Source organism: Streptomyces sp. NPDC029152 (assembly GCF_055564355.1).
Genome location: NZ_JBVHWR010000027.1, coordinates 40748 through 64723, shown reverse-complemented (window position 1 = coordinate 64723; position 23976 = coordinate 40748). Strand labels below are relative to the sequence as shown.

The window sequence follows — 23976 nt, the reverse complement described above, 5'->3', positions numbered from 1 at the left end:
TACAGCGCCGATGGTACTGCAGGGGGGACCCTGTGGGAGAGTAGGACGCCGCCGAACAATCATTGGGAGAACCCCGCACCTCACGGTGCGGGGTTTTCTGCATTTAGGGTCTTCCTATGCGCTACGAACTGGTTGTCTTCGACAACGACGGTGTCCTCGTCGACAGTGAGCCGATTTCCAATCGGCTGCTGGCCGCCCATCTGACCGAGCTGGGCCACCCGACGACGTACGAGGAGTCCTTGCGGGACTACATGGGGTCCGCGATGCACCGGATCCACGACCTCGTCCTGGAGCGGACCGGCCGACGGCTGCCGGAGGACTTCGACGACGTCTTCCACGGCCGGGTGTTCGCCGCCTTCGAGCAGGACCTGGAGCCCGTCCCCGGGATCGTCGGTGTGCTGGAGAAGCTCGCCGCGGACGAGGTGCCGTACTGCGTTGCCTCGTCCGGGAGTCATCGGCGGATCCGGGTGGGGCACCGGAAGACCGGACTGGACCGGTGGTTCGACGACGCGCGGATCTTCAGTTCCGAGGATGTGGGCCGGGGGAAGCCGGCGCCCGACCTCTTCCTGCACGCGGCCGAGCGGATGGGTGTCGCGCCGGAGCGGTGCGTGGTGATCGAGGACAGCGCGCTCGGTGTGCAGGCGGCCGTCGCGGCCGGGATGGACGTGTACGGGTTCACCGGGATGACGCCCGCCGCGAAGCTCGCCGGGGCCACCCGACTCTTCGGTGACATGGGGGAGTTGGCTGACCTGCTCGTATGACCCGGGGCAGCGGAGCCGTGCTGACATTTGTCATGCGTAGCTCCGGACGGTTGTTTCTACTGGGGGACCGGGCCCGTCCGCGAAGCTGTGTGCATGACGACGAACACGGGCACGGGCATCCAGCGGCAGGGCAAGCGTCGTACCTTCGTCTCCCTCCTCCTGGACGTGGGAGTACCGGTCGGGTCGTACTACCTCCTGAAGGGCGCGTTCGGGATGAGCTCCGTCGCGGCGCTCGGCTGGAGCAGTGTCGTGCCGGTGCTGCGGACCGGGTGGGGGCTGCTCAGGCGCCGCGAGGTGAACGGGCTGCCCGTGCTCATCCTCCTGGTGAGCCTCGCCGGGCTGCTGCTCAGCTTCGGTACCGGGGACGCCCGTTTGCTGCTCCTGAAGGACAGCGCGATCAGCAGCGTGGTCGGCATCGTGCTGCTGGCGTCCGTGGTGACGGGGCGGCCCATGATGACCGCCAACCTCAAGCCGTTCCTGATCAAGGGGGACGCCCGGCGCGAGGCCGCCTGGGAAAGGCTGCGTCGGGAGTCACCGGCGTTCCGGCGGGCGGAACTCAGGTTCACCGGGGTGTGGGGCACGGCGTTCGTCGCCGAGTGCGCGGTACGGGCCGTCGGCGCCTACACGATCCCCGTCGACACGATGGTCTGGCTCGGGACGGTCGTCATGGTCGCCACGATGGTGCTGGCCTTCGGGGTCAGCGGGGCGCTGGGCGCCGGGCCGATGGCGCACATGCTCGGTGCCGCCGTCGCCGCGGCCGCCGGGTCCGATTCCGGCCCGGTTCTCCGTCCCGCCCCCGTCGAGCTCCGCGAAGGTGAGGAGAATTCATCTTTGGCGGGATCTACCCACCGGTAAGCCGGGGCCCTACGCTCGCCGCCATGACAGATGTGCTGCGGCGCGGCAGGGCCTCCTTGGCGTTCGGCTTCTTCGCGCAGGGCGTCGCCTTCGCTCTGCTCGTGACGCGCATCCCTGCCATCCAGGACCGGTACGGCGTCTCCGACGCGCTGCTGCCGGTCTTCCTGGCCGCCGTGCCGGTCCTCGCCGGTGCGGGGAGCGTGGCGACGGAGCGACTGGTGCGGCGGGTACGGCCCAGTCGGGTGCTGCGCTGGTCCCAGCCCGTGGTGCTGCTGTCGCTGCTGGGCGCCGGCGCGGGGGACCGGGTGGCGGAGCTGGCCGCGGCGCTGGCGGTGTTCGGGCTGGCGGTGGGGGCGCTGGACGCCTCGATGAACATGCTCGGGGTGAGCCTGCAGCGGGCGTACGGGCGCAGCATCATGCTCGGGTTCCACGCGGCCTACAGTCTGGGCGGGATCCTGGGGGCCTCGCTGGCGTGGGTGGGGGCGCACGGGGAGCTGGCGCTGTGGGTGTCGTACCTCCCGGCCGTTGCGGTGCTGTTGCCGGCCGCGCTGGTGGGGAGCCGGTGGTACGTCGACGGGGAGCGGGCGGGTTCCGGGGCGGGGGCGCGGACGGACGGGAGCGGGGGTGCGGGCGTCGGCTTCACGGCGCTGTTGCCGCTGTGTCTGGTGATGACGTTCGCGTACATCGGGGACTCGACGGTCTCCAACTGGAGCGCGAAGTACCTCCAGGACGTGCTGGGGAGTTCGGAGCAGCTGGCGACCGTTCCGTACAACGTGTACATGGTGACGACGCTGGTGGGGCGGGCCGTCGGGGACTTCGGGGTGCGGCGGCTGGGGGCCGTCGCGGTGGTGCGGGGCGGGGCGGTCGTCGCGGCGGGTGGGTTCGTGGTGGTGGCCGTGGCGCCGGGGGCGTGGTTCGGGATGCTCGGGTTCACGCTGCTGGGGCTGGGGCTGTGTGTGCTGGTGCCGCAGACGTTCGCGGCGGCGGGGCGCCTGTTCCCCGGGGCGTCCGATGCGGCGGTGGCGCGGCTCAACGTCTTCAACTACGTCGGTTTCCTGGTCGGTTCGCCGCTGGTGGGTGCGCTCGGGGATGCCTGGAGCTACCGCGGTGCCATGCTCGTGCCGATGGTGTTGGTGCTGGTGACGGTGGTGTACGCCAGGTCGTTCGAGGCTCGGTCGGACCGATACGGTGGCGGGCATGAGCGGCCGCGCACAGCTGATGTGGGACGAGGCAGTAACGGGCTATGACTTCGGTCCGGGGCATCCGATGGACCCGGTCCGGCTCGCCCTGACGCGGGGACTGGTCGGTGCCCTGGGGCTCGACCGGGAGGTGGAGGTCGTCGCGGCGAAGGCGGCCGGGGAGTCGACGCTGAGGCTCGTCCACCGGGAGGACTACATCGACGCCGTGAAGGCGGCCTCGGCGGATCCGGGGTCGGCGGACGCGTCGTACGGGCTCGGGACGGTCGACGATCCGGCCTTCGCGGGGATGCACGAGGTGTCCGCGCTGATCGCCGGGCAGTCGGTGGGCGCGGCGGAGGCGGTGTGGCGCGGGGACGCGCTGCACGCGGTGAACTTCGCGGGCGGGCTGCACCACGCGATGCCGGGGGCGGCGTCCGGCTTCTGCGTCTACAACGACGCGGCGCTGGCGATCGCGCGGCTGCTGGAGCTGGGGGCCGAGCGGGTCGCGTACGTGGACGTGGACGTGCATCACGGGGACGGGGTGCAGGCGGCGTTCTGGGAGGATCCGCGGGTCCTGACGATCTCGCTGCACGAGCATCCGCGGTCGCTGTTCCCGCAGACGGGGTGGCCGGAGGAGACCGGGGCCGACTGTGCGGAGGGGTCGGCCGTGAACGTCGCGCTGCCGGCGGGGACCGGGGACGCCGGGTGGGTGCGGGCGTTCCACGCGGTGGTGCCGGAGCTGATCGCGGACTTCCGGCCGCAGGTGCTGGTGACGCAGCACGGGGCCGACACGCACTTCGAGGATCCGCTGGCGCACCTGGCGGTGTCCCTGGACGCGCAGCGGGCGGTGCAGGTGGCGTGTCACGACCTCGCGCACGAGTACGCCGGGGGGCGGTGGGTGGCTCTGGGGGGCGGGGGGTACGCCGTGGTGGACGTGGTGCCGCGGTCGTGGACGCATCTGGTGGGGATCGCGGCGGGGCGGCCGGTGGAGCCGGAGACGGTGATTCCGGAGGGGTGGCGGCAGGAGGTGTTCGCACGGACACGGCAGTTGGGTCCGATGCGGATGACTGATGGGCGGTGGCCGGTGTCGTGGGCGTCCTGGGAGGCGGGGTACGACCCCGCGGACCGGTTGGACCAGGCGGTGGTGGCGGCTCGGCGTGCGGTGTTTCCGTTGCGGGGGTTGTTGGCGTGACGGTGGGTTCCGGCGTGCGGGGCGGGTGAGCCGGCCGGCGCTCGTGGGGTGCTCGGCGTGGGTGCCGGCCGGGGGTGTGGCCCGGCGCTGCCGGGGTGCCCCCCACTGCCCACCCGTGCCGCCTCTGGGGGTACCTCCCAGGCCGTTCGGACACTGGGGGAGGCACGGCCGTCCGCGGCTGTGCCGGCCCGTACGGCCCGCGGCTGGGGTGGCGGGCGGTGGGGGTTACGCCGTCCGTGGGGACATTTCGGGGATCCGGGCTTCCGGGGCGGGCGGGTCCGGCAGGATCGTCGGGGTGCTGAGCCGTGGAGCTCTTCGGGCTCATCTTCTGGATGTTCGTCTCGCCGGGGTCGTGGCCACTTCGCGGGAGGCGAGTCTGCGGAGTTACCGGTTGTTCGCCGCCCGGGATCCGCGCGTGCTGATCGGGATCGACCCGGAGGGCGACTGGGGGCAGCGGGACCTGCTCGGGCTGATGGCGCGCAGGTGTGGTGTTTCGGCCGACCCGCGGCATGCTTCGGGCCAGGATGTGATCGATCCCGAGCGGACGCTGAGCGCTCTGGACGCCTTCGCCGGGCGCCTCGCCGCGGCGGCCGAGCGTCGGGCTCCGGTCCTCCTGGGCACCGGGCACCCGCATCGGCTGCTCGGTTTCTACGTCGCCCTGGCCGACGCTCTGTCGGCGGCGGGATGTGCTGTCCTCACCCCGGCGCAGGGTCACCGTGTCGACATAACGACCCGGTTCGGTCTACGTACCCACAGCCTCGAGTACGTCCGGGGAGTCGCGCTGGTGCGGGAGGACGGCGCGGAACGCCCCGGTCGTGAGCCCGGCGCACACACGCACTCGCCGCTCCCGGTTCGGACCGCGCTGGCCGTGGCGGCCGAGGCCGGCGGACCGCTCCCCGAGCTGGTGATCGGGGACCACGGATGGGTCTGCGGAGCAGGTCAGCTGGGGTTCGAGGCCATCGGGCCGGGCGATGTGAACGATCCCGCGCTCTTCGTGGGGGAGGCCGAGGGGCTGGTGTCCGTCGCCGTTCCGCTTGATGACGGTGTGCGGCCCGAGTACTACCGGCCGCTCACCCGCTACGTACTCAATCGGGCGTGTCTGTCCCAGTAGGACGCCGATGGATGCACCTCTTCCCCATTCGCATCACCCGCACCTACATTGGGGAGTGAGCACGCAGCGACGAAGAGTCACCGGAAGGGGAAGCCGGTGGCCGTCGAGTGCGGAAGGTTCAGGTGTGTCATGGCTGCAGCTGGCGAAAGGCCTCTGAACGAGGTTCAGTTCCTTACCGTGGCGGAGGTCGCCTCGGTGATGCGCGTGTCCAAGATGACCGTGTACCGGTTGGTGCACAGCGGTCATCTGCCCGCGATCCGGGTGGGACGGTCGTTCCGTGTCCCGGAGCAAGCGGTTCACGAGTACCTCCGCGAGAGCTACGTGGGGGTGGAAACGGTCTGAGGGCGGGCCGGGAGGGGCCCGTGGGGTTCCACGGGTCCCTCCCGGCCTCCCGGGTCCCCGGCCACCTCGATTACGACCTCAGCGCTCGGGCGGGTAGGCTAGCCCCTCGTAGGTCGTGTGGGCCCATGGCGCCCAAACAACCGAGTGATGAGAAGTGAGCGAGGGTAGTCGTGGGCTCTGTTATCAAGAAGCGGCGCAAGCGGATGGCCAAGAAGAAGCACCGCAAGCTGCTCAAGCGCACGCGCGTTCAGCGTCGCAACAAGAAGTAAGCGACGCTGCGCCGTCAGCGTGTCCTGTGGCCCCCCACCGCATCCGGTGGGGGGCCACAGTCGTGTCCCCGGGGCCGTCGGGTCCGCGACGCGTGTGAATTTCCGTCACATGCCGCATCCGGCGGTCATCACAGCGCGACGCCGACCGGCTAAGTTGGCCCGCAGGCGGGGAACGCGGCAGGGTACGGACGAGGGCGGAAGGAAGGCGCTGATCTTGGGCAAGGTCGTGCTCGTGACCGGAGCGGCCCGTCAGCTGGGAGGCCGGTTCGTCCGGCGGATCCAGCGCGATCCCGACGTGGAGCGGGTCGTGGCCGTGGACGCCGTCGCGCCGGAGCACCACCTGGGCGGCGCCGACTTCGTCCGGGCCGACATCCGGCAGTCGGCCATCGGGCGGGTGCTGGCCGAGACGGGCGCCGACACGGTCGTCCACCTGGACGTCACGGGCACCCCGCTGGGCAGCGGCAGCCGCACGTCGGTCAAGGAGACCAACGTCATCGGCACGATGCAGCTGCTCGGCGCCTGCCAGAAGTCGCCGGCCGTGAAGCGGCTCGTGGTCAAGTCCAGTACCAACGTCTACGGTTCCGCGCCCCGCGACCCGGCCGTCTGCACCGAGACCACCGCGCCCAAGTCGCTGCCCAGCGGCGGTTTCGCCAAGGACGCCGTGGAGGTCGAGGGGTACGTGCGGGGCTTCGCGCGCCGGCGGCCGGACGTCGCGGTGTGCGTGCTGCGGTTCGCCAACATCCTGGGCCGGAGCGCGGGCACGCCCCTCGCGTCGTACTTCGGGCTGCCGGTGCTGCCGACGGTGTTCGGCTACGACCCGCGGTTGCAGTTCGTGCACGAGGACGATGTGATCGAGGTGCTGCGGATCGCCTCGCACGAGCCGCGCCGCGGCACCCTGAACAGCGGCACGTTCAACATCGCCGGTGACGGCGTCCTGCTGCTCTCCCAGTGCTCGCGTCGGCTGGGGCGCCCCACGGTGCCGCTGCTGCTGCCCGCGGTCACCTGGGCGGGCTCCCTCGTGCGTACGCTGGGGATGACGGACTTCTCCCCGGAGCAGATCCGGCTGCTCACCCACGGGCGGGTCGTGGACACCACGCAGATGCGCGAGACCCTGGGTTTCAGGCCGGCGCACACGACGGCCGAGACGTTCGCGGACTTCGTGCGCGGCCGCGGTCCGGGGCTGCTGCCGCCCCAGGCCCTCGCGGGGGCCGTCGACCGGATCGCGGAGCTTTCCCTGCGGGGCAGCGGCCACCTCCCGACGCAGAGCGCCAACTGAGGAGCGCGACAACGATGGCGGACGCCAAGGTCATTCCGTTCGACGACGACCGGTCCCGGGGGAGCGGCGGGAGCGCGGGACAGCGCCCGGCGCGGCGCCGGGGTGGGGGGAACCGGCGCAAGGGCGGCGCGGCGGAGCCCGTGCCGGTGCGCGAGGTGCAGCCGTTGCCCGTCCCCGGGGCGGACCGGGACGGCGGTCCCGGGGACGGCGGGGCGCCGGGGGCCCGCGGTGAGGCGCGGACACCGGACGCCGACGGCGGCCTCGAGCGGCGTGTCGCGGCCGGTCTGGCCTTCCTGCGGCGCCGTCTCACCGGCGACTACGAGGTCGACGACTTCGGCTACGACGCCGAACTCACCGACCAGGTGCTGATGTCGCTGCTGCGTCCGGTGTACGAGAAGTACTTCCGGGTCGACGTGAAGGGTGTGGAGAACATCCCGGCCCAGGGCGGTGCGCTGATCGTCGCCAACCACTCCGGGACGCTGCCGCTGGACGGCCTGATGATGCAGGTCGCCGTGCACGACCACCATCCGGCCGACCGCCACCTGAGGCTGCTGGCGGCGGACCTGGTGTTCGTGCTGCCGGTGGTCAACGAGCTGGCCCGCAAGCTCGGCCACACGCTGGCGTGTGCGGAGGACGCGGAACGGCTGCTGGCCCAGGGGGAGCTGGTCGGGGTGATGCCGGAGGGGTTCAAGGGCATCGGCAAGCCGTTCAGCGAGCGCTACAAGCTGCAGCGCTTCGGACGCGGCGGCTTCGTGTCGACGGCCCTGCGGCAGGGGGCACCGATCATTCCGTGCTCGATCGTCGGGGCGGAGGAGATCTACCCGATGATCGGGAACGCGAAGACCCTGGCGCGACTGCTGGGTTTCCCCTACTTCCCGTTGACGCCGACGTTTCCGTGGCTCGGTCCGCTGGGCGCGGTGCCGTTGCCGACGAAGTGGACGATCCAGTTCGGGGAGCCGATCCCCACGGACGGTCATCCGCCGGAGGCGGCCGAGGACCCGATGCTGATGTTCAACCTGACGGACCAGGTGAGGGAGCAGATCCAGCACACGCTCTACAAGTTGTTGGTGCAGCGGCGGTCGGTGTTCTTCTGAGGGCGTGCCGCGTACGACGGTGGGGTGCCCCGGGCGAGCGGGGCACCCCACCGTGTCAGTCCGCGTCCTCGCCGTGGATCCCCAGGCCGGGCAGCAGGCCGGGGAGGAGGGGCGGGAGGGTGACGTCCGGTTCCGGGGGTGGTGTGTCGTCGCCGGGGGACGGGGAGGCGCTGCCGCCGGCCTTCGGCGGGTCGATCAGGCCGCCGGTGCCGCCGCCGATCAGGCCGTCGCCGGCGCTGTGGGAGGCGGCCGGCTGGCTGGGCCCGCCGCTGCCGGTGCGGGCGCTCTCGGACGGGCCGCTGCTGCCGGTGCCGGGGGAGGCGGCGCGCCCGGTGGAGGGTGCGCCGGTCGTCGTCGGGCCGGAACCGCTCCGTCGGTCGTCGCCGGGTGCGCCGTCCTGGGCCGGTGGCTTCGGCAGCAGGGACTGCAGCGGGGCGACGTCGTCCTCTATGGCGTCGAAGACCGACGACACCTCTTCGCTGACGTCCCCGAGCTGCACGGGCAGCCGTTCGCGCAGGGCGCCCCAGGTCTCCCGGTGCGAGCGGGAGAAGGCGGAGAGCGCCTGCATGGGGGCGAGGGAGTCGGGGTCGTGGGCGTAGGCGGCGCTGAGCAGGCGGTGGCCCTCGGACGCGTCGTGCCGCATGCCGGACAGGGCGCGGCGGACCTCGCCGAGGGACTCGTGGTCGAGGGGGCCGCCGCGGTCGCGTTCCATGAGGCGCCGGGCCTCGTTCAACCGGGTGGACGCCAGGTCGAGGTAGGCCCGGCCGCGTTCGTCGTCGCCGTCGGCGAGTCCGAGCCGGAAGTCCTCTATGCCGCGCTTGAGGCCGTAGAGCGAGTCACCGGGCAGCGCGTCCGAACTGGCAGCGGCGACTCCGCCGAAGGCTCCGGCGGCGACAGTCACGCCCAGTCCGCCCGCGGTGAGGCCCTTGGCCAGCCGTGAGCGCGGCCGGAATTTTCCCAGCGGGGTCGCCCGATGGGCGCCACGGGCCCGGCGCTGCTCGGGCACCGAAGGGTCCGTCGCCCCGCCGCCCGTGGTGCCCTCCTGCATCATGGCCTCGAACGCGGCCACCAGCTGGGCCCGCTGGACGACCTTGACCTCGGGATCCAGTTCCGGCCGGGGCAGCGTCTCCAGACCGGCGGCGAGGGACAGCAGACGTCCCTGCTCGGTCTGTTCCGCGACGGCCCCGGCGGATGCCGGTCCTTCGGACTGCTCGGCCGCCGCCCCGGGATCGGACTGCTCCTCCAGAGCCTGGGCGAAGGCGTTCGCCCGCCGGTGCGCCGATACGTTCGCGATCACTGGCGGCACCTCCTCTCGTCATGACGGTCGACTCCCCAGGGGGTCCTGAGGGTTGCACGCCCCGGGCGGAACCACGCGAACGCACGGTCGGAGCCGGTCGGGGAGTGACCACAGGGAGCCTGCATCCCGCACAACGAGCGGCGCGGCACTTGGGTTACGGACGACGGATGACCGGACCGCGGGCTCAACCGACTTTGACGGACGGTGACTTGGGGGATGCGGAGGGTGGTGGCGCCTCGGGGCGCCGGGGATTCAGCGGGCGTCGTCCGGCAGCAGCCGGGCGAGGGTGCGGACGGCCCGGTACTGGAGGGTCTTGATGGCGCCCTCGTTCTTGCCCATGACGCGGGCGGTCTCGGCGACCGAGAGGCCCTGGAGGAAGCGGAGGGTGACGCACTCCTGCTGCTGCGGGTTGAGCCGCCGCACGGCGTCGAGCAGGGCGGCGTTGGAGAGGGATTCGAGGACGGAGTCCTCGGGGGAGCGCTCGACCTCGTTGGCGTCGAGCATCTCGCCGGTGGTGACCTCCAGCCGGAAGCGGCTGGACTTGAAGTGGTCGGCGACGAGGTTGCGGGCGATGGTCACGAGCCAGGCGCCGAAGTCGCGGCCCTGCCAGGTGAAGGTGCCGATGCGCCTGAGGGCCCGCAGGAAGGTCTCGCTGGTCAGGTCCTCGGCGGTCGCCTTGCCGCCCACGCGGTAGTAGATGTAGCGGTAGACGGTGTCGCTGTACTGGTCGTAGAGCCGCCCGAACGCGTCGGCCTCGCCGGCCTGGGCCCGCTCGACCAGGTCCATCATGCGGGCGCTGTCGCTGTCCGCGGCGGGGCGGCGGTGGGCGGCGGCGGCCCCGGACGAGGACGACCGCGCGCGTCTGCCGACGGCGGCGCTGCCCTCGGCCAGTGCGTAGCACGGGCCGACGGGGGCGGTGGCCGCGGCGAGGGCGGGGACGGCGTACGCGGTGGGGACGAAGCCGCGCAACAGGTCTTGGGCTGATTTGACCGTTGCGCGCAGCGTAGCCAGGCCCGAGGCGTCAACCCCGACGTGTGGGTACACGGGACTCCCAGAGGCAGAGCTTCCATCACGTGCAGTACGGAACCGTTCACCCGTCGTAGCGAAGGTGGGGTACCGGATTGCGTCTGAGGAGAATAACGCTTCGTGCAGGCTCTGCTACGCCCAGTTGCTCAAATCATCGATTACGTCGCTTCCCTAGCCGATTGGCGCCCGTTCGGATGCTGCAGATTGATCGCTTGACGACTGGAACGGTTCGGGTTCGTGGTGACTACAGTGCGTGTTGCGCCCGATGTGAAAGGAGGGGACTGAAGAAGGCCCCTCGGGGGTAGGCCGGGCCGACGGGCGGCGTGGCACGCCGCCGGTGTCGCCGGCCGGGATCAGCGGCGGCGGCGGTGCAGCGCGATGGCCGCCGCGGTGCCGCCCGCCACCGCGCCGACGCCCGCCGCGGCCGGGATGCCGACCTTGGCCGCCTTGCGGCCGGTGCGGTAGTCGCGCAGCCGCCAGTCCAGCTCGCGGGCGTGCTTGCGCAGTTTGGCGTCGGGATTGATCGCGTACGGATGGCCGACCAGCGAGAGCATCGGGATGTCGTTGTGGGAGTCGCTGTAGGCGGCGCAGCGCGACAGGTCCAGGCCCTCGGCGGCCGCCAGCGCCCGTACCGCCTCGGCCTTGGCCGGGCCGTGCAGCGGCTCGCCGACCAGCTTGCCCGTGTAGACGCCGCCGATCGACTCGGCGACCGTGCCGAGCGCGCCGGTCAGGCCCAGGCGGCGGGCGATCACCTGGGCGATCTCCACCGGGGCGGCCGTGACCAGCCAGACCTTCTGGCCGGCGTCGAGGTGGGCCTGGGCGAGTGCCCGGGTGCCCGGCCAGATCCGCTCGGCCATGTACTCGTCGTAGATCTCCTCGCCGATCGACTTCAGCTCGGAGACGCGGTGGCCCTTGACGATGGACAGCGCCGAGTCGCGGGCGTCCTGCATGTGCTCCGGGTCTTCGATGCCCGCGAGCCGGAACCACGCCTGCTGCCAGGCGAACCGGGCGAGGTCGCGGGTCTCGAAGAACTTCCGCTTGTACAGGCCCCGGCCGAAGTGGAAGAGGGCGGCGCCCTGCATCACGGTGTTGTCGAGGTCGAAGAAGGCGGCGGCGCGGTCGTCGCCGTGGACGGGGAACTCGGGTTCCTCGCCCGGGGCGGCGCCGGGAAGGTCCTGGGCGGACTTGCGGGCGGCCTCCGCCGAGGCCTCGCCTGCCAACACGCTCCGCGCCGTGGCGGAGCGCCTGCGGGGGGTGAGCCATCCGAGAGCGGCCATGTCCGTGAGCATAGCCAGTTTGTTCGGAGGCTTCGGAACCGAGAAGCCGGGGAGCCGTGAACTCCGGGTGACGGGGTCGCCGAAGGGCCGGGCCTGCGGGCGCGCCGGGCCGTCGGCCGCGCGGGGGGCCGGCTCGCCGGTGGAGGGGCTCCGGCCGGCCGGGTCCGCGCGAGAATGGCGGTCATGAGTCCCCTCTTCCGCCGCAGGGCCCCGCAGGCGCCCGGGGCCCACGAGACCACCGAGCACCCGCCATCCCCTGCGCACTCCGAGAACCATCTCGTCACCCTCATCCGCAAACCCGGCTGTCATCTGTGTGATGACGCACAGCTCGTCGTCGAGAAGGTGTGCGCCGAGCTCGGCGTCCCCTGGGAGGGGAAGGACATCACCGAGGACCGCCGGCTCCACGACCAGTACTGGGAGCAGATCCCGGTCGTCCTGGTCGACGGCAGGCAGCACACCTTCTGGCGTGTGAACGAGGAGCGCCTGCGCAGGGCACTGACCGAGCAGTACAAGTAGTCCGGATGGTCGCTTAGGATCGATGGCGACATGGTCTCGGGGGCGTTGATCGTGAGGAGCGTGAGCGGCTTTGCCCCCGATGGGAGAGGAACGCGGGCGCGTGTGCGCCGGTTCCCGGTCCGGGCGCCGGAGGCGCGTGACCCCGGTCACGTTGGCCGGGCAAATCGGACACCATCTTTGTGCACGCGTTCACAAAGACATAGCCTGCATGCGACGGGGCGGTCATGTAGGGACGTATGACCGCCTACAGCCCCGCTCTACCCGCAGGAGCACCGTGGCAACTGGCCGAACACACCGACCGGCGACCCGCAGCCGAGGGATTCCCGAGGCCACCGTCGCCCGGCTTCCGCTGTACCTCCGAGCCCTCACCGCACTGTCGGAGCGCTCGGTCCCCACGGTCTCTTCCGAGGAGCTGGCGGCCGCGGCGGGAGTCAACTCCGCGAAGCTGCGCAAGGACTTCTCCTACCTCGGCTCCTACGGGACCCGGGGCGTCGGCTACGACGTCGAGTATCTCGTCTACCAGATCTCGCGCGAACTGGGGCTCACCCAGGACTGGCCGGTCGTGATCGTCGGCATCGGAAACCTCGGCGCCGCGCTCGCCAACTACGGCGGGTTCGCCTCCCGCGGCTTCCGCGTCGCCGCGCTCATCGACGCCGACCCGCAGATGGCCGGAAAGCCCGTCGCGGGCATCCCCGTGCAGCACACCGACGAGCTGGAGAAGATCATCCGGGAGGACGGCGTCTCGATCGGTGTGATCGCGACCCCCGCCGGTGCCGCCCAGCAGGTCTGCGACCGGCTCGTGGCCGCCGGCGTCACCTCCATCCTGAACTTCGCGCCGACCGTGCTGAACGTCCCCGAGGGCGTCGACGTGCGCAAGGTCGACCTCTCCATCGAGCTGCAGATCCTCGCCTTCCACGAGCAGCGCAAGGCCGGTGAGGAGGCCGCGGCCGACGCCGGTGCCGTACCGCCCGTCGCCGCCCGCAAGCAGCCCTCCGCCGACCAGGGACCCGACGGGGACGTGCCCGCCGTGATGCCGGCATGAGTCTCCTCGTCGTCGGACTGAGTCACCGCAGTGCCCCCGTCAGCGTCCTGGAGCGCGCCTCGCTGAACGCGGACGCGCAGTCCAAGCTGCTGCAGGACACCGTCGCCGCCGAACCGGCCGCCGAGGCCGCGCTCCTGGCCACCTGCAACCGCATCGAGCTCTACGCCGACGTGGACAAGTTCCACGCCGGTGTCGCCGAGCTGTCCACGCTGCTCGCCCAGCACAGCGGGGTCGGCCTGGACGAGCTCACTCCTTATCTTTACGTGCACTACGAGGACCGGGCCGTCCACCACCTGTTCTCGGTGGCCTGTGGGCTCGACTCGATGGTGGTCGGCGAGGGCCAGATCCTCGGCCAGATAAAGGACTGCCTGGCCCGCGCCCAGGACCTGCACACCGCCGGCCGGCTCCTGAACGACCTGTTCCAGCAGGCGCTCCGGGTCGGCAAGCGCGCCCACTCCGAGACCGGCATCGACCGCGCCGGGCAGTCCCTGGTCACCTTCGGCCTGGAGCAGCTCGCCGCGGGCGCCGACGTCCAGACCTGGGCACGGGGCAAGAAGGCGCTGGTCATCGGCGCCGGCTCGATGTCGTCGCTGGCCGCCGCCACGCTGGCCCGTGCCGGGGTCGCCGAGATCGTGGTCGCCAACCGCACCTTCGAGCGGGCCGAGCGGCTCGCGCGGATCCTGTCCGAGGGCGACGACACGGACGTGCTGGCCCGCGCGGTACCGATGGACGCGGTGCCGGCCGAGCTGACACGTGCCGACGTGGCCGTCTCCTGCACCGGGGCGACCGGGCTGGTCCTCACGGCCGACGCCGTGGCGGCCTCGGTGGAGGGCCGCACCGGCACGCCCGCGGCCGTGGCCGTGGACGACGCGGCCCGTCCGGCCGCGGACGCCGGCCCCGCCGAGGCCCGGCGGGGTGCCGAAACGCCTCTTCCGGGCGCCGGCGGCGACGAGAACTGCCCGCTGGACCTGTCCTCCGTACCGACCGGCTTCTCCGTCATGGGGGAGGCCGCCGTGGCCGGCATGGACGCGGCGACGCTGGAGCAGCACGGGGCCTGGGCCGCCGGCGGCACGGCCGTGGACCGGCCGCGCGAGGCGGGCCGGCCGGGACCGGAGGCGGACGCCGAGCTGATCGGCGCGCTCGCCGCGGCGGCCGCGAGCACGGGCCGGATCCCCGAGAGGCGCCGGCCCGAGCCGGTCGCCGGGGTGCCGCGCCCGCATCCCGTGCTCTTCCTCCTCGACCTCGCCATGCCGCGCGACGTCGACGCCGCCGTGCACCGGCTGACCGGGGTGCGGCTGGTGGACATCGAGTCGCTCGCCGAGGCCTCGGCCGACGCTCCGATGGCCGCCGACGTCGACACGGTCCGCCGGATCGTCGCCGACGAGGTCACGGCCTTCGGCGCCGCCCAGCGGGCCGCGCGCATCACCCCCACCGTCGTCGCGCTGCGCAGCATGGCCGCCGACGTCGTCGCCGGTGAGATCGCCCGGCTGGAGGGGCGGCTGCCGGGTCTCGACGACAAGCACCGCGCCGAGATCACCCAGACCGTCAAGCGTGTGGTCGACAAGCTGCTGCACGCGCCGACGGTCCGGGTCAAGCAGCTCGCCGCCGAGCCCGGCGGCGCCGGGTACGCGGACGCGCTGCGCACCCTTTTCGACCTCGACCAGGAGACGGTGGCCTCCGTCTCGCGGACCGAGAACAGCACTGAGAAGAACCGAGGGCCGGCATGACTGAGAAGGCACTGAGACTGGGGACGAGGCGCAGCAAGCTCGCCATGGCCCAGTCCGGGCAGGTGGCGGATGCCGTGAGCCAGGTGACCGGACGGCCCGTGGAGCTCGTCGAGATCACCACGTACGGCGACACGTCCCGCGAGCACCTGGCCCAGATCGGCGGCACGGGCGTGTTCGTCGCCGCGCTGCGCGAGGCCCTGCTGCGGGGTGACGTGGACTTCGCGGTTCATTCGCTCAAGGACCTCCCCACCGCACAGCACGAGGGCCTGGTCCTGGCGGCCACCCCCGTGCGCGAGGACCCGCGCGACGTCATCGTCGCCCGGGACGCGCGGAAGTTCACCGACCTGCCCAGCGGGGCGCGCATAGGCACGGGCGCGCCGCGCCGCATGGCCCAGCTGAACGCGTACGCCCGCGCGCACGGGCTGGAGATCGAGACGGTCCCGATCCGGGGCAACGTCGACACCCGCATCGGGTACGTCCGCAGCGGTGAGCTCGACGCGGTCGTGCTGGCCGCCGCCGGGCTGAACCGCGTCGGACGCATCGACGAGGTGACCGACTTCCTGTCGGTCGACACGGTTCTGCCCGCCCCCGGCCAGGGGGCCCTGGCGATCGAGTGCACCGCGGACAACGCTGCGCTGATCGCCGCGCTCGCCGAGCTCGACGACCCGTTCACGCGGGCCGCCGTCACGGCCGAGCGGTCACTGCTCGCCGCCCTGGAAGCCGGCTGCAGCGCCCCCGTGGGCGCGCTGGCCGACCTCCTGGCCGACGGGCAGACTGTCAAGGAAATGCGCCTGCGCGGCGTCGTCGGCACGACCGACGGCTCGACGCTGGTGCAGCTGTCCACCACCGGTCCCGTGCCCCAGACGCACGAGGCGGCACTGGCACTCGGTCGCGAACTCGCCACCGAGATGCTCGCCCAGGGCGCGGCCGGTCTGATGGGGGAGCGAGCACATTGAGCCCCACCGCCTTTCCCGCCTGTCCGGAACACGGGCACGTCACCTTCCTCGGTGCCGGACCCGGAGATCCGGGACTACTGACTCTGCGCGCCGTGGAGGCGCTGGCGAACGCGGACGTCCTCGTCGCCGAGCACGAGGTGCTCGACGTCGTGCGGACGCACGCGAGGCAGGGCGTCGCCGAGGTGCACACGGATGCCGATCCGTCGGATCCGGGCGCAGGCACGCCCCAGCTGACGGTCGTTGACGGCACGTCAACGACCGGCGGCGTCCCCGCTGTGCGGGATGCCGCACATCTTGTCATGGAGGCCGCGCGGGGCGGCAGGCGGGTCGTGCGTGCGGTGACCGGGGACCCCGGGCTCGACACGTGCGCCGCCGAGGAGATGCTCGCGTGCGCCGCGGCCGGGGTGCCCTTCGAGGTCGTCCCGGGCATCGCGAACGCCGTCGGCGTGCCCGCGTACGCCGGTGTGCCGCTGCGGGACACCGAGGGTGCCGACGTGCGGTTCGTGGACGCCCGTACGGCGTCGGACCGCTGCTGGACCGAGGTGGGCGCCTCCGACGGGACGGTCGTGGTGTCGACGACGCTGGACTCGGTGGCCGCGGCCGCCGGTGAGCTGGTGTCGGCCGGCCGCAAGCCGGACACCCCGCTGACGGTGACCGTCGCCGGTACGACGACGCGGCAGCGCACCTGGACGGCGACGCTCGGCACGGTCGCGCAGACGCTGAAGCAGGCCAAGGTGCTGCCGTCCCCGGACGGCGGCCGCCCGGTGATAGCCGTGGTCGGCGAGCGCAGTGCCAACGCCCGGCGCGACCAGCTGTCGTGGTTCGAGTCCAAGCCGCTGTTCGGCTGGAAGGTCCTCGTGCCGCGCACGAAGGAGCAGGCGGCGTCGCTCTCCGACCAGCTGCGGTCCTACGGCGCCGTGCCGCACGAGGTGCCGACCATCGCGGTGGAGCCCCCGCGCACCCCGCAGCAGATGGAGCGGGCGGTCAAGGGCCTGGTGACGGGCCGCTACGAGTGGATCGCCTTCACGTCGGTCAACGCGGTGAAGGCCGTCCGGGAGAAGTTCGAGGAGTACGGGCTCGACGCCCGTGCCTTCGCGGGGATCAAGGTCGCCGCGGTGGGCGAGCAGACCGCCAAGGCGCTCATCGCCTTCGGCGTGAAGCCGGACCTGGTGCCGAGCGGCGAGCAGTCGGCCGCCGGTCTGCTGGAGGACTGGCCGCCCTACGACCCGGTCTTCGACCCGATCGACCGCGTCTTCCTGCCGCGCGCCGACATCGCCACCGAGACCCTGGTGGCCGGGCTGATCGAGCTGGGCTGGGAGGTCGACGACGTCACGGCCTACCGCACGGTGCGCGCCTCGCCGCCGCCGGCCGAGACCCGCGAGGCGATCAAGGGTGGCGGTTTCGACGCGGTGCTGTTCACGTCGTCGTCCACGGTGCGCAACCTGGTCGGCATCGCGGGCAAGCCGCACAACGTCACGGTGATCGCGTGCATCGGCCCGGCCACGGCCAAGACCGCCGAGGAGCACGGGCTGCGTGTGGACGTCATGGCTCCCGAGCCGTCCGTCCACAAGCTGGCGGAGGCCCTGGCCGACTTCGGCCTGCGGCGCCGCGCGGCGGCCCTGGACGCCGGGGATCCGGTGACCCGGCCGAGCGAGCGGCGACCGGGGGCGCGCAGGCGGCGGTCCTCGACGTAGCGGTCGCCGGAGCCCGGGCTCGGGCGGCAGACCGCAGCAAGGACGGCCTGCCACACGTACACAATCGAACAACAGGCAACCCCGCCGTCTTCTGTGGACGGCGGGGTTGCCTGTTCTATGGCGGGGACGAAATTTCCAGGCCTCTGCGAAACTCGACACGTCTTGTGAGAAGAGGTCTTTTCAGAGCACGGCAATGACGGCTCGAACCGTCCTGCGTCAGAAGAAGGTGTGCCCTCGAGTCCACCTGACACCAGCGGACGGACTCGAGGGCCACAACCAAGCACTGCCAAGGGCTGTATGCGAAGCAGTGACAGTGAGCCAAGGCTTACTCGACAGACCTTGGCGCAGGCCGGTCGCGGAGGCGGCGGCCGTCGACGTGAGGTGAGGCGGGGGCGCCCCTTGGGGACACCTCCGCTGCTTTCGGTGTGGGGAGAGTTTGACCCGCGCAACGCTACCGGCCGGACGAGGATCGCTCGAAGCGTGTCGAGACCGAGCGCTTCAAGGCGTTCACGTACGACGAACTGATCGCCCGCGACAAGGCCAGCCTCGACATCACCTGGCTGCGTGACCCGAGCCTCGACGACGCGGACAACCTGCCCGCGCCCGAGGAGACGTTGCAGCAGGCGCGTGGCGAAGGTGACGCGCCGGAGGCGGCTACGCCTGCCGAGTGATGACGTGAGCACGGTCCGCACCTCGGCATCCGAGGTGCGGACCGTGTCGCTCGATGCATCAGTGGGCGGCGGCGTGCGGCAGGAAGGCCGCCCAGGTGGCGGGAGTGAGGGCGAGGCGAGGGCCGGTGGGGTTCTTGGAGTCGCGGACGAGGATGCGATCCGGGATTGCGGCCACTTCTACGCAGTCGGGCCCCTCGTCCGTGCTGTAGCTGCTCTTTATCCACTCCAGCTCAGGGGCGTTCTCGGGGATCATGTCTCTCCAAGCACCTTCTCGATGAGGGCCATTGTCTCTCGGGTGCTGAGAGCCTGTGCCCGGATGATTCCATAGCGCATGTCGAGGAGTTGCACCTCTTTCGGGTCGGTGATCACGCGGCTGATGTGCTGCACCTCCACATGACCAACCGTGGTGCCGTCCTTCAGTCTGAGCAGTCGGAACGAACCGGCGAGCCCCGGATTCTCCTCATGCCCGAGCGGTAGCACCTGGAGATCGACGTTGCGGAACTCGGCCACCTCCAGGAGTCGTTGGAGCTGCCTGCGCATGACCATCTTGCCTCCGATGGGGCGACGCAGCGTCGACTCGCACTGGACGAAGCTGAAGACAGGGCGTGCCGCTGTGCCGTTGACGATCTCCTGACGGGCGACGCGGGCTGCCAGCCGCTGTTCCAGCTCGTCGGCGGTGAAGGGCGGACGCCGTGCGCTGAAGACGGCCAGCGCGTACTCCTCTGTCTGCAACAGCCCGTGCACGACGGAATTGTTGTAGGCGCAGAGCTCGACAGATTCCGCCTCCAGCTTCTTCAGGTCCCGTACCTTCTTGGGGTAGCGGACCTCTGCCAAGTCCCGTGTCATCGCCGAGATCCGGCCACCCGCGTTCAGCGCCCGGTCCGCCGCGTCCAGGTACTCCGGGCGCGGGATGCGCCGTCCCCGCTCCACCGAGGAGACCAGTTCCTCGCCGTACCCGATGGCCGCACCGAACTCCGCCTGGGTGAGGCCGGCGGACTCCCGCCACAGCTTCAGCTGTCGTGCGATCGTCCGCACCACGGCCCCGGCTTCCTCGTCCTCCGGGTTCACGTCGCCGTCGCTCATGTGCCCGCCCTCTCGCCGCGCCCTTCCCCGGTCCAACCCCTGCGCCCGCTCCCGGTCACCCCGTACAGCCCGGACGGAACCGGACGCGGCACGGACAGCCACCGGCCGCACGGGCCAGCCACCTTCACAGCGTATGCAGGCGTGAACACGCTGGGTGACATGAATCAGGGAATCTCCACCCGCCGTGTTCCGCTGCACCACTTCTCCGTGCCCCTGTCCGCCACGCGCCGTGGTGCCCGGTTGGCCCGGCTGCTCGCAGTTGAGCAACTGCAGGCGTGGGGGCTGCCGTCGGACCCGGCCCGGCTGATCGTGGCCGAACTCGCCGCGAACGCCGTCCTGCACGGCCGGGTCCCCGGACGCAGCTTCCGGCTCGCTCTCACCGTCGTCCCGCCGGGCACCCTCAGCATCGAGCTGACCGACACCCGGGGCGACCGGCTGCCCGTCAGTCCCCGGGCGACGGTGGGCACGTGCGCGGAGTCGGGTCACGGTCTGCTGCTCGTCGAGGAGTTGGCCGATCGCTGGGGTGTGCGGTGCGGGCCGGTGCCGACCAAGACCGTGTGGGCCGAGCTGGACCTCAAGCACTGACGCCCGATCGCCCTCGGCCCGGCCCGCCTCAGAGTGAGGAAGCGTGCGCCGCCCTCGACGACTCCGCGGCGAAAGGACTGTGCGCCGCCCGGGGCGACGCTGGTGTTCGGACGGCCCTCGTGCCGACGCCCGGGATCGTGGGGGCCGGTGGGCCGGGCGTCGGGGCCTCGGGCGGTAAAAGACCAAACAACCCGGGGAAAATACCTACCCAACCAACCAAACCCGGACCTGATCACACGGGCGGGTGAAAAGCCGCCGAACGGGTGGCGCGGGAGGAGTTCGGGCGTGCAGGCTCGGCGCGAGGCGAGTACGTCGCGCCTCCACCGACCAGAACGACCAGACATGGATCGGCCCCCGTCGGGACTAGCACTCCCGGACGAGGGCCTGACCAATGAGGAAGTAGAAAGGCCTTCCCCATGGCTGAACAGAAGCCTAGTGCCGTCGCGCGCCCGAAGCAGGGTGTTCGCCGGTCCGACACCCGCTCCGGTGTCATCCACGTCCGCACCCACCAGTCGGGTCAGTACGTCGTCATCGGCAACCACCTCGCCCAGCACCGCCAGTTGTCGCTGACCGCGATCGGGCTGGCCACGCACATCCTGTCGCTGCCCGAGGGCGCCCTCGTGGACATCCGCACCCTCGCCGGCCGCTTCCCGGAAGGGCGCGAGCGGATCGCCTCCGGGCTGCGGGAGCTGGAGGACCACGGCTACCTGGAGCGGGTGCGCGAGCGCTCGGAGACGGGGCACCTGGTCACGCGCACGTACGCCCATCACACGCCGGAGCGTGCGGTCTCGCCGGCCGTACGCCGACGTGCCGTGACCGTGGTGCGTGATCAGGGCTCCGCCGCCCGTTCCCCGGACGGGGCTCAGGAACCGTCGCAGGAGGGCGATCAATCCCGCGCCCCGCATCGTCCGCCGACCCGGTGCAGCCAGCCCGTGGTCGAGGCAGTACGGGCCGTAGGTCCCGTGGCGGCGGCCGTAGTCGATGTGGCGGAACGGGACGACCCGCCGTCCGCCACGCGGAGTGCGGGCGGCCGGGCGGTCGCGGACCGTCGGCATGACCAGGCCGTCGCCCTCCTGGCGGGACTGCGCCGTACCGACGACCGTCTCACCCTCGCCTCCCGGGACGTGGACTCCCTGGCGCCGTTGATCATCCGCTGGTTCGAGGGAGGTGCCACCGCCGCCGCCGTCCACCACACGCTGACGTCCGGCCTTCCGGAGGAGATGCGGTGCGCGGCGCGCGTGCTCGCCTACCGCCTGCGCGAACTGATGCCCCCGCCTCTGCCCACGGCTCCGGTGCCGTCGGCGGGCTCAGGGGCGAGCGGGGGAAGTACGGGCCGCCCTGACCCCTTCCAGACGTGCGACGGCTGCGAACGGGCCTTCCGGTCGCCGCAGCCCGGGCGCTGCCGTGACTGTCGGCCCGTATCCGCGAGCGCCCGAGGAGTCGCCCGCGCCGCCTGATCCGGTGCCGCCTCGCAGGGATTCAGCCGAGGCGGCGGCTCTTGGCGCCGGGGACCCGGTGACACGGCCGAGCGAGCGGCGGCCGAGGGCGCGGCGGCGGCCCTCGGCATCGCGGTGCGCGGCGAGGGCCTCGAGATGCGGAGACGGGTGACAGCCGGTCAGATGGGTCTCGTGAGAGGAGACCTGCCGATGCCTGCCCCAGGAGAAACCCGCCGGAGCCGCGTGAACGCGCGGTTCGGACGTGCCGTGCTTCCCAGTCGGAGCCCCTGATCCGCCGGTCCGGGCAGGCGCCGGCGAGCGGGAGGACCTGCTCACCGCCGCGGGGAAGCGCTACGCCGACCGGGCAGCGGCCGAACCGGTGAAACCGCGGGCCACGGGTCCCGGCGCGCGGACCGTGCGGACCGGAACGGGTGAGCGGACCGGCGACCTCCGCGGCCGCTCCACGGCGTGGCACACGCCGCGGGCCGCACCGGCGGTGGCAAACTGCCGCCGCACGCATGCGCCCAGAAAGACGACCAGATGCATCAGCGCGGCCCCGGCGCCACCGTTGTTCCGCAGCAGACTGAGCGCGATCCCGGCGCCGGCCCGCCCGGCGTGGTTCCGATCCTCGCGCCGGGTGCCTCCACCTGGAACGGGGCCTGCCGTCGGGCCGGGGCCGACCGCGACCGGCCCGGCCGCTGTCGCACCGGTCACCGGAGCAGCATCGATCCCCTGGGCCGGTTCACCGCACCGACGGCCGGCCGAATACCCGGCCACGCCCGTTCGCCGGCCTGGTCCAGAGCCGGCCCGTACTCCATCGGTGACCGTTTCAGGAGAGATCCCCATGACCGCAGTCGACCAGCCCTCCCGCGCCACGATCGAACCACCCCGGCAGAAGCCGGGGAACATCGTGGTCAAGTGGCTCACCACGACCGACCACAAGACCATCGGCAGCCTCTACATCATCACGTCCTTCGCCTTCTTCCTCATCGGCGGCGTGATGGCCCTCGTGATCCGGGCCGAACTGGCCCGGCCGGGCCTGCAGATCGTCTCGAACGAGCAGTTCAACCAGGCGTTCACGATGCACGGCACGGTCATGCTGCTGATGTTCGCGACGCCGCTGTTCGCCGGCTTCGCGAACTGGATCATGCCGCTGCAGATCGGCGCGCCGGACGTGGCCTTCCCCCGGCTGAACATGTTCGCCTACTGGCTCTACCTGTTCGGCTCGCTGATCGCCGTGGGCGGCTTCCTCACCCCGCAGGGCGCGGCCGACTTCGGCTGGTTCGCCTACAACCCGCTGTCCGACTCGGCGCACTCGCCCGGCGTCGGCGGTGACCTGTGGATCATGGGTCTGGGCTTCTCCGGCTTCGGCACCATCCTCGGCTCGGTCAACTTCATCACCACGATCATCTGCATGCGCGCCCCCGGCATGACCATGTTCCGCATGCCGATCTTCACCTGGAACGTCCTGCTGACCGGTGTGCTGGTCCTGCTGGCCTTCCCGGTGCTGGCCGCGGCCCTGTTCGCCCTGGAGGCGGACCGCAAGTTCGGCGCCCACGTGTACGACGCGGCCAACGGCGGACCACTGCTGTGGCAGCACCTGTTCTGGTTCTTCGGGCACCCCGAGGTGTACATCATCGCGCTGCCGTTCTTCGGCATCATCACCGAGATCATCCCGGTCTTCTCCCGCAAGCCGATCTTCGGTTACGCGGGTCTCGTCGGCGCCACGATCGCGATCGCGGGTCTGTCGGTGACGGTGTGGGCCCACCACATGTTCGTGACCGGTGGGGTGCTGCTGCCCTTCTTCTCCTTCATGTCCTTCCTGATCGCGGTCCCGACCGGTGTGAAGTTCTTCAACTGGATCGGCACGCTGTGGAGGGGCTCCCTGTCCTTCGAGACGCCCATGCTCTGGGCACTGGGCTTCCTCGTCACCTTCCTCTTCGGCGGCCTGACCGGTGTCCTGCTGGCCTCGCCGCCGATGGACTTCCACGTCTCCGACACCTACTTCGTGGTGGCGCACTTCCACTACGTGGTCTTCGGCACCGTGGTGTTCGCGATGTTCGCCGGCTTCTACTTCTGGTGGCCGAAGTTCACCGGCAAGCTGCTCGACGAGCGCATCGGCAAGGTCCATTTCTGGACGCTGTTCGTCGGCTTCCACACCACCTTCCTGGTCCAGCACTGGCTGGGCGCCGAGGGCATGCCCCGCCGCTACGCCGACTACCTGGCGGCCGACGGCTTCACCACCCTCAACACCGTCTCCACCATCGGGTCCTTCCTCCTCGGGGCCTCGATGCTGCCGTTCCTGTACAACATCTGGAAGACCGCCAAGTACGGCGTGCCGGTCGGCGTGGACGACCCGTGGGGCTACGGCCGCTCGCTGGAGTGGGCGACCTCCTGCCCGCCGCCGCGGCACAACTTCGTCACCCTGCCGCGCATCCGCAGCGAGTCCCCCGCCTTCGACCTGCACCACCCCGGCCTGTCGCAAGCCGAGCAGGAGGAGAACGTCGGCCGGCGCGACGTCGTCGAGCCGGAACCGCACGGCCGTGCGAACCGGCCCCCGCTCGACGGTGCCGAATAGCCGCCCCGGC

Annotated in this window: 22 protein-coding genes; 17 read left to right on the top strand and 5 right to left on the bottom strand. The window is 71.6% G+C overall.

The genetic code is table 11. From position 1 onward, the window contains the following. Positions 1–116 precede the first annotated feature (116 nt). The 9 genes from ACZ4V6_RS33470 to ACZ4V6_RS33430 all read left to right on the top strand — a co-directional run bounded on the left by ACZ4V6_RS33470 (position 117) and on the right by ACZ4V6_RS33430 (position 8078). Positions 117–761, top strand: coding sequence for an HAD family hydrolase (locus ACZ4V6_RS33470; protein WP_467834633.1), 645 nt, complete (start codon positions 117–119; stop codon positions 759–761). A 93-nt stretch (positions 762–854) separates the two neighbouring features. Then, the gene (locus ACZ4V6_RS33465) at positions 855–1616 is read left to right on the top strand and encodes a VC0807 family protein (RefSeq protein ID WP_467834632.1); all 762 of its coding nucleotides are present in this window, start codon (positions 855–857) and stop codon (positions 1614–1616) included. Between the two features lie 23 nt (positions 1617–1639). Continuing rightward, the gene (locus ACZ4V6_RS33460; protein WP_467834630.1) at positions 1640–2863 is read left to right on the top strand and encodes an MFS transporter; all 1224 of its coding nucleotides are present in this window, start codon (positions 1640–1642) and stop codon (positions 2861–2863) included. Further along, positions 2814–3986 carry an acetoin utilization protein AcuC gene (locus ACZ4V6_RS33455; protein ID WP_467834628.1) on the top strand — a complete coding sequence of 391 codons (1173 nt, stop codon included), beginning with the start codon at positions 2814–2816 and terminating at the stop codon, positions 3984–3986. Before ACZ4V6_RS33460 ends, ACZ4V6_RS33455 begins: the two co-directional genes overlap by 50 nt. Positions 3987–4281: 295 nt before the next feature. Continuing rightward, complete coding sequence (locus ACZ4V6_RS33450) at positions 4282–5097, top strand: phosphatase (RefSeq protein ID WP_467834626.1); 816 nt, start codon at positions 4282–4284, stop codon at positions 5095–5097. Positions 5098–5226: 129 nt separating this feature from the next. Next, a complete protein-coding gene (locus tag ACZ4V6_RS33445; RefSeq protein ID WP_159045100.1) occupies positions 5227–5439 on the top strand; it encodes a helix-turn-helix domain-containing protein in 213 nt (70 codons plus the stop codon). Positions 5440–5609: 170 nt separating this feature from the next. Continuing rightward, a complete protein-coding gene (locus ACZ4V6_RS33440) occupies positions 5610–5708 on the top strand; it encodes a 30S ribosomal protein bS22 (RefSeq protein ID WP_003948845.1) in 99 nt (32 codons plus the stop codon). 214 nt (positions 5709–5922) lie between these two features. Then, entirely contained in the window at positions 5923–6984 is a 1062-nt protein-coding gene (locus ACZ4V6_RS33435) for an NAD-dependent epimerase/dehydratase family protein (RefSeq protein WP_467834624.1), read from the top strand. Between the two features lie 14 nt (positions 6985–6998). Next, complete coding sequence (locus tag ACZ4V6_RS33430) at positions 6999–8078, top strand: lysophospholipid acyltransferase family protein (RefSeq protein WP_467834623.1); 1080 nt, start codon at positions 6999–7001, stop codon at positions 8076–8078. Between the two features lie 55 nt (positions 8079–8133). On the opposite strand, the gene ACZ4V6_RS33425 is transcribed toward ACZ4V6_RS33430, so the two are convergent. From ACZ4V6_RS33425 to ACZ4V6_RS33415, 3 genes are all read right to left on the bottom strand, one after another. After that, positions 8134–9375, bottom strand: coding sequence for a DUF5667 domain-containing protein (locus ACZ4V6_RS33425; protein ID WP_467834621.1), 1242 nt, complete (start codon positions 9373–9375; stop codon positions 8134–8136). A 252-nt stretch (positions 9376–9627) separates the two neighbouring features. After that, entirely contained in the window at positions 9628–10419 is a 792-nt protein-coding gene (locus ACZ4V6_RS33420; protein ID WP_467834620.1) for an ECF subfamily RNA polymerase sigma factor, BldN family, read from the bottom strand. A gap of 335 nt (positions 10420–10754) precedes the next feature. Next, the gene (locus ACZ4V6_RS33415; RefSeq protein ID WP_467834618.1) at positions 10755–11678 is read right to left on the bottom strand and encodes an HAD family hydrolase; all 924 of its coding nucleotides are present in this window, start codon (positions 11676–11678) and stop codon (positions 10755–10757) included. A 174-nt stretch (positions 11679–11852) separates the two neighbouring features. Here ACZ4V6_RS33415 and ACZ4V6_RS33410 point away from each other — a divergent pair, with 174 nt between their 5' ends. The 5 genes from ACZ4V6_RS33410 (at position 11853) to ACZ4V6_RS33390 (ending at position 17613) form a co-directional block, all read left to right on the top strand. Next, complete coding sequence (locus tag ACZ4V6_RS33410; RefSeq protein ID WP_467834616.1) at positions 11853–12194, top strand: glutaredoxin family protein; 342 nt, start codon at positions 11853–11855, stop codon at positions 12192–12194. Positions 12195–12468: 274 nt separating this feature from the next. Further along, positions 12469–13236 carry a redox-sensing transcriptional repressor Rex gene (locus ACZ4V6_RS33405; RefSeq protein ID WP_467834614.1) on the top strand — a complete coding sequence of 256 codons (768 nt, stop codon included), beginning with the start codon at positions 12469–12471 and terminating at the stop codon, positions 13234–13236. After that, entirely contained in the window at positions 13233–14963 is a 1731-nt protein-coding gene (locus ACZ4V6_RS33400; protein ID WP_467834612.1) for a glutamyl-tRNA reductase, read from the top strand. The genes ACZ4V6_RS33405 and ACZ4V6_RS33400 overlap by 4 nt, the downstream gene beginning before the upstream one ends. Further along, positions 14960–15919 (top strand): hydroxymethylbilane synthase, encoded by a 960-nt coding sequence (gene hemC / locus ACZ4V6_RS33395; protein ID WP_467834610.1) that lies wholly within the window; start codon positions 14960–14962, stop codon positions 15917–15919. The genes ACZ4V6_RS33400 and hemC overlap by 4 nt, the downstream gene beginning before the upstream one ends. Continuing rightward, entirely contained in the window at positions 15916–17613 is a 1698-nt protein-coding gene (locus ACZ4V6_RS33390) for a bifunctional uroporphyrinogen-III C-methyltransferase/uroporphyrinogen-III synthase (protein WP_467834608.1), read from the top strand. The genes hemC and ACZ4V6_RS33390 overlap by 4 nt, the downstream gene beginning before the upstream one ends. Before the next feature lie 729 nt (positions 17614–18342). On the opposite strand, the gene ACZ4V6_RS33385 is transcribed toward ACZ4V6_RS33390, so the two are convergent. Continuing rightward, positions 18343–18537, bottom strand: a complete 195-nt coding sequence (locus tag ACZ4V6_RS33385) for a DUF397 domain-containing protein (RefSeq protein ID WP_467834606.1) — start codon at positions 18535–18537, stop codon at positions 18343–18345. Continuing rightward, positions 18534–19367, bottom strand: a complete 834-nt coding sequence (locus ACZ4V6_RS33380; protein WP_467834604.1) for a helix-turn-helix domain-containing protein — start codon at positions 19365–19367, stop codon at positions 18534–18536. Before ACZ4V6_RS33380 ends, ACZ4V6_RS33385 begins: the two co-directional genes overlap by 4 nt. Positions 19368–19526: 159 nt before the next feature. Between ACZ4V6_RS33380 and ACZ4V6_RS33375 the strand changes: the two genes are divergently transcribed. From ACZ4V6_RS33375 to ctaD, 3 genes are all read left to right on the top strand, one after another. After that, positions 19527–19952, top strand: coding sequence for an ATP-binding protein (locus ACZ4V6_RS33375; protein WP_467834602.1), 426 nt, complete (start codon positions 19527–19529; stop codon positions 19950–19952). A 416-nt stretch (positions 19953–20368) separates the two neighbouring features. Next, on the top strand, positions 20369–21409 hold the full coding sequence (locus ACZ4V6_RS33370) for a helix-turn-helix domain-containing protein (RefSeq protein ID WP_467834601.1): 1041 nt from the start codon (positions 20369–20371) through the stop codon (positions 21407–21409). 823 nt (positions 21410–22232) lie between these two features. Beyond that, positions 22233–23966 carry an aa3-type cytochrome oxidase subunit I gene (ctaD, locus tag ACZ4V6_RS33365; RefSeq protein ID WP_467834600.1) on the top strand — a complete coding sequence of 578 codons (1734 nt, stop codon included), beginning with the start codon at positions 22233–22235 and terminating at the stop codon, positions 23964–23966. The last annotated feature ends 10 nt before the right edge of the window (positions 23967–23976 follow it).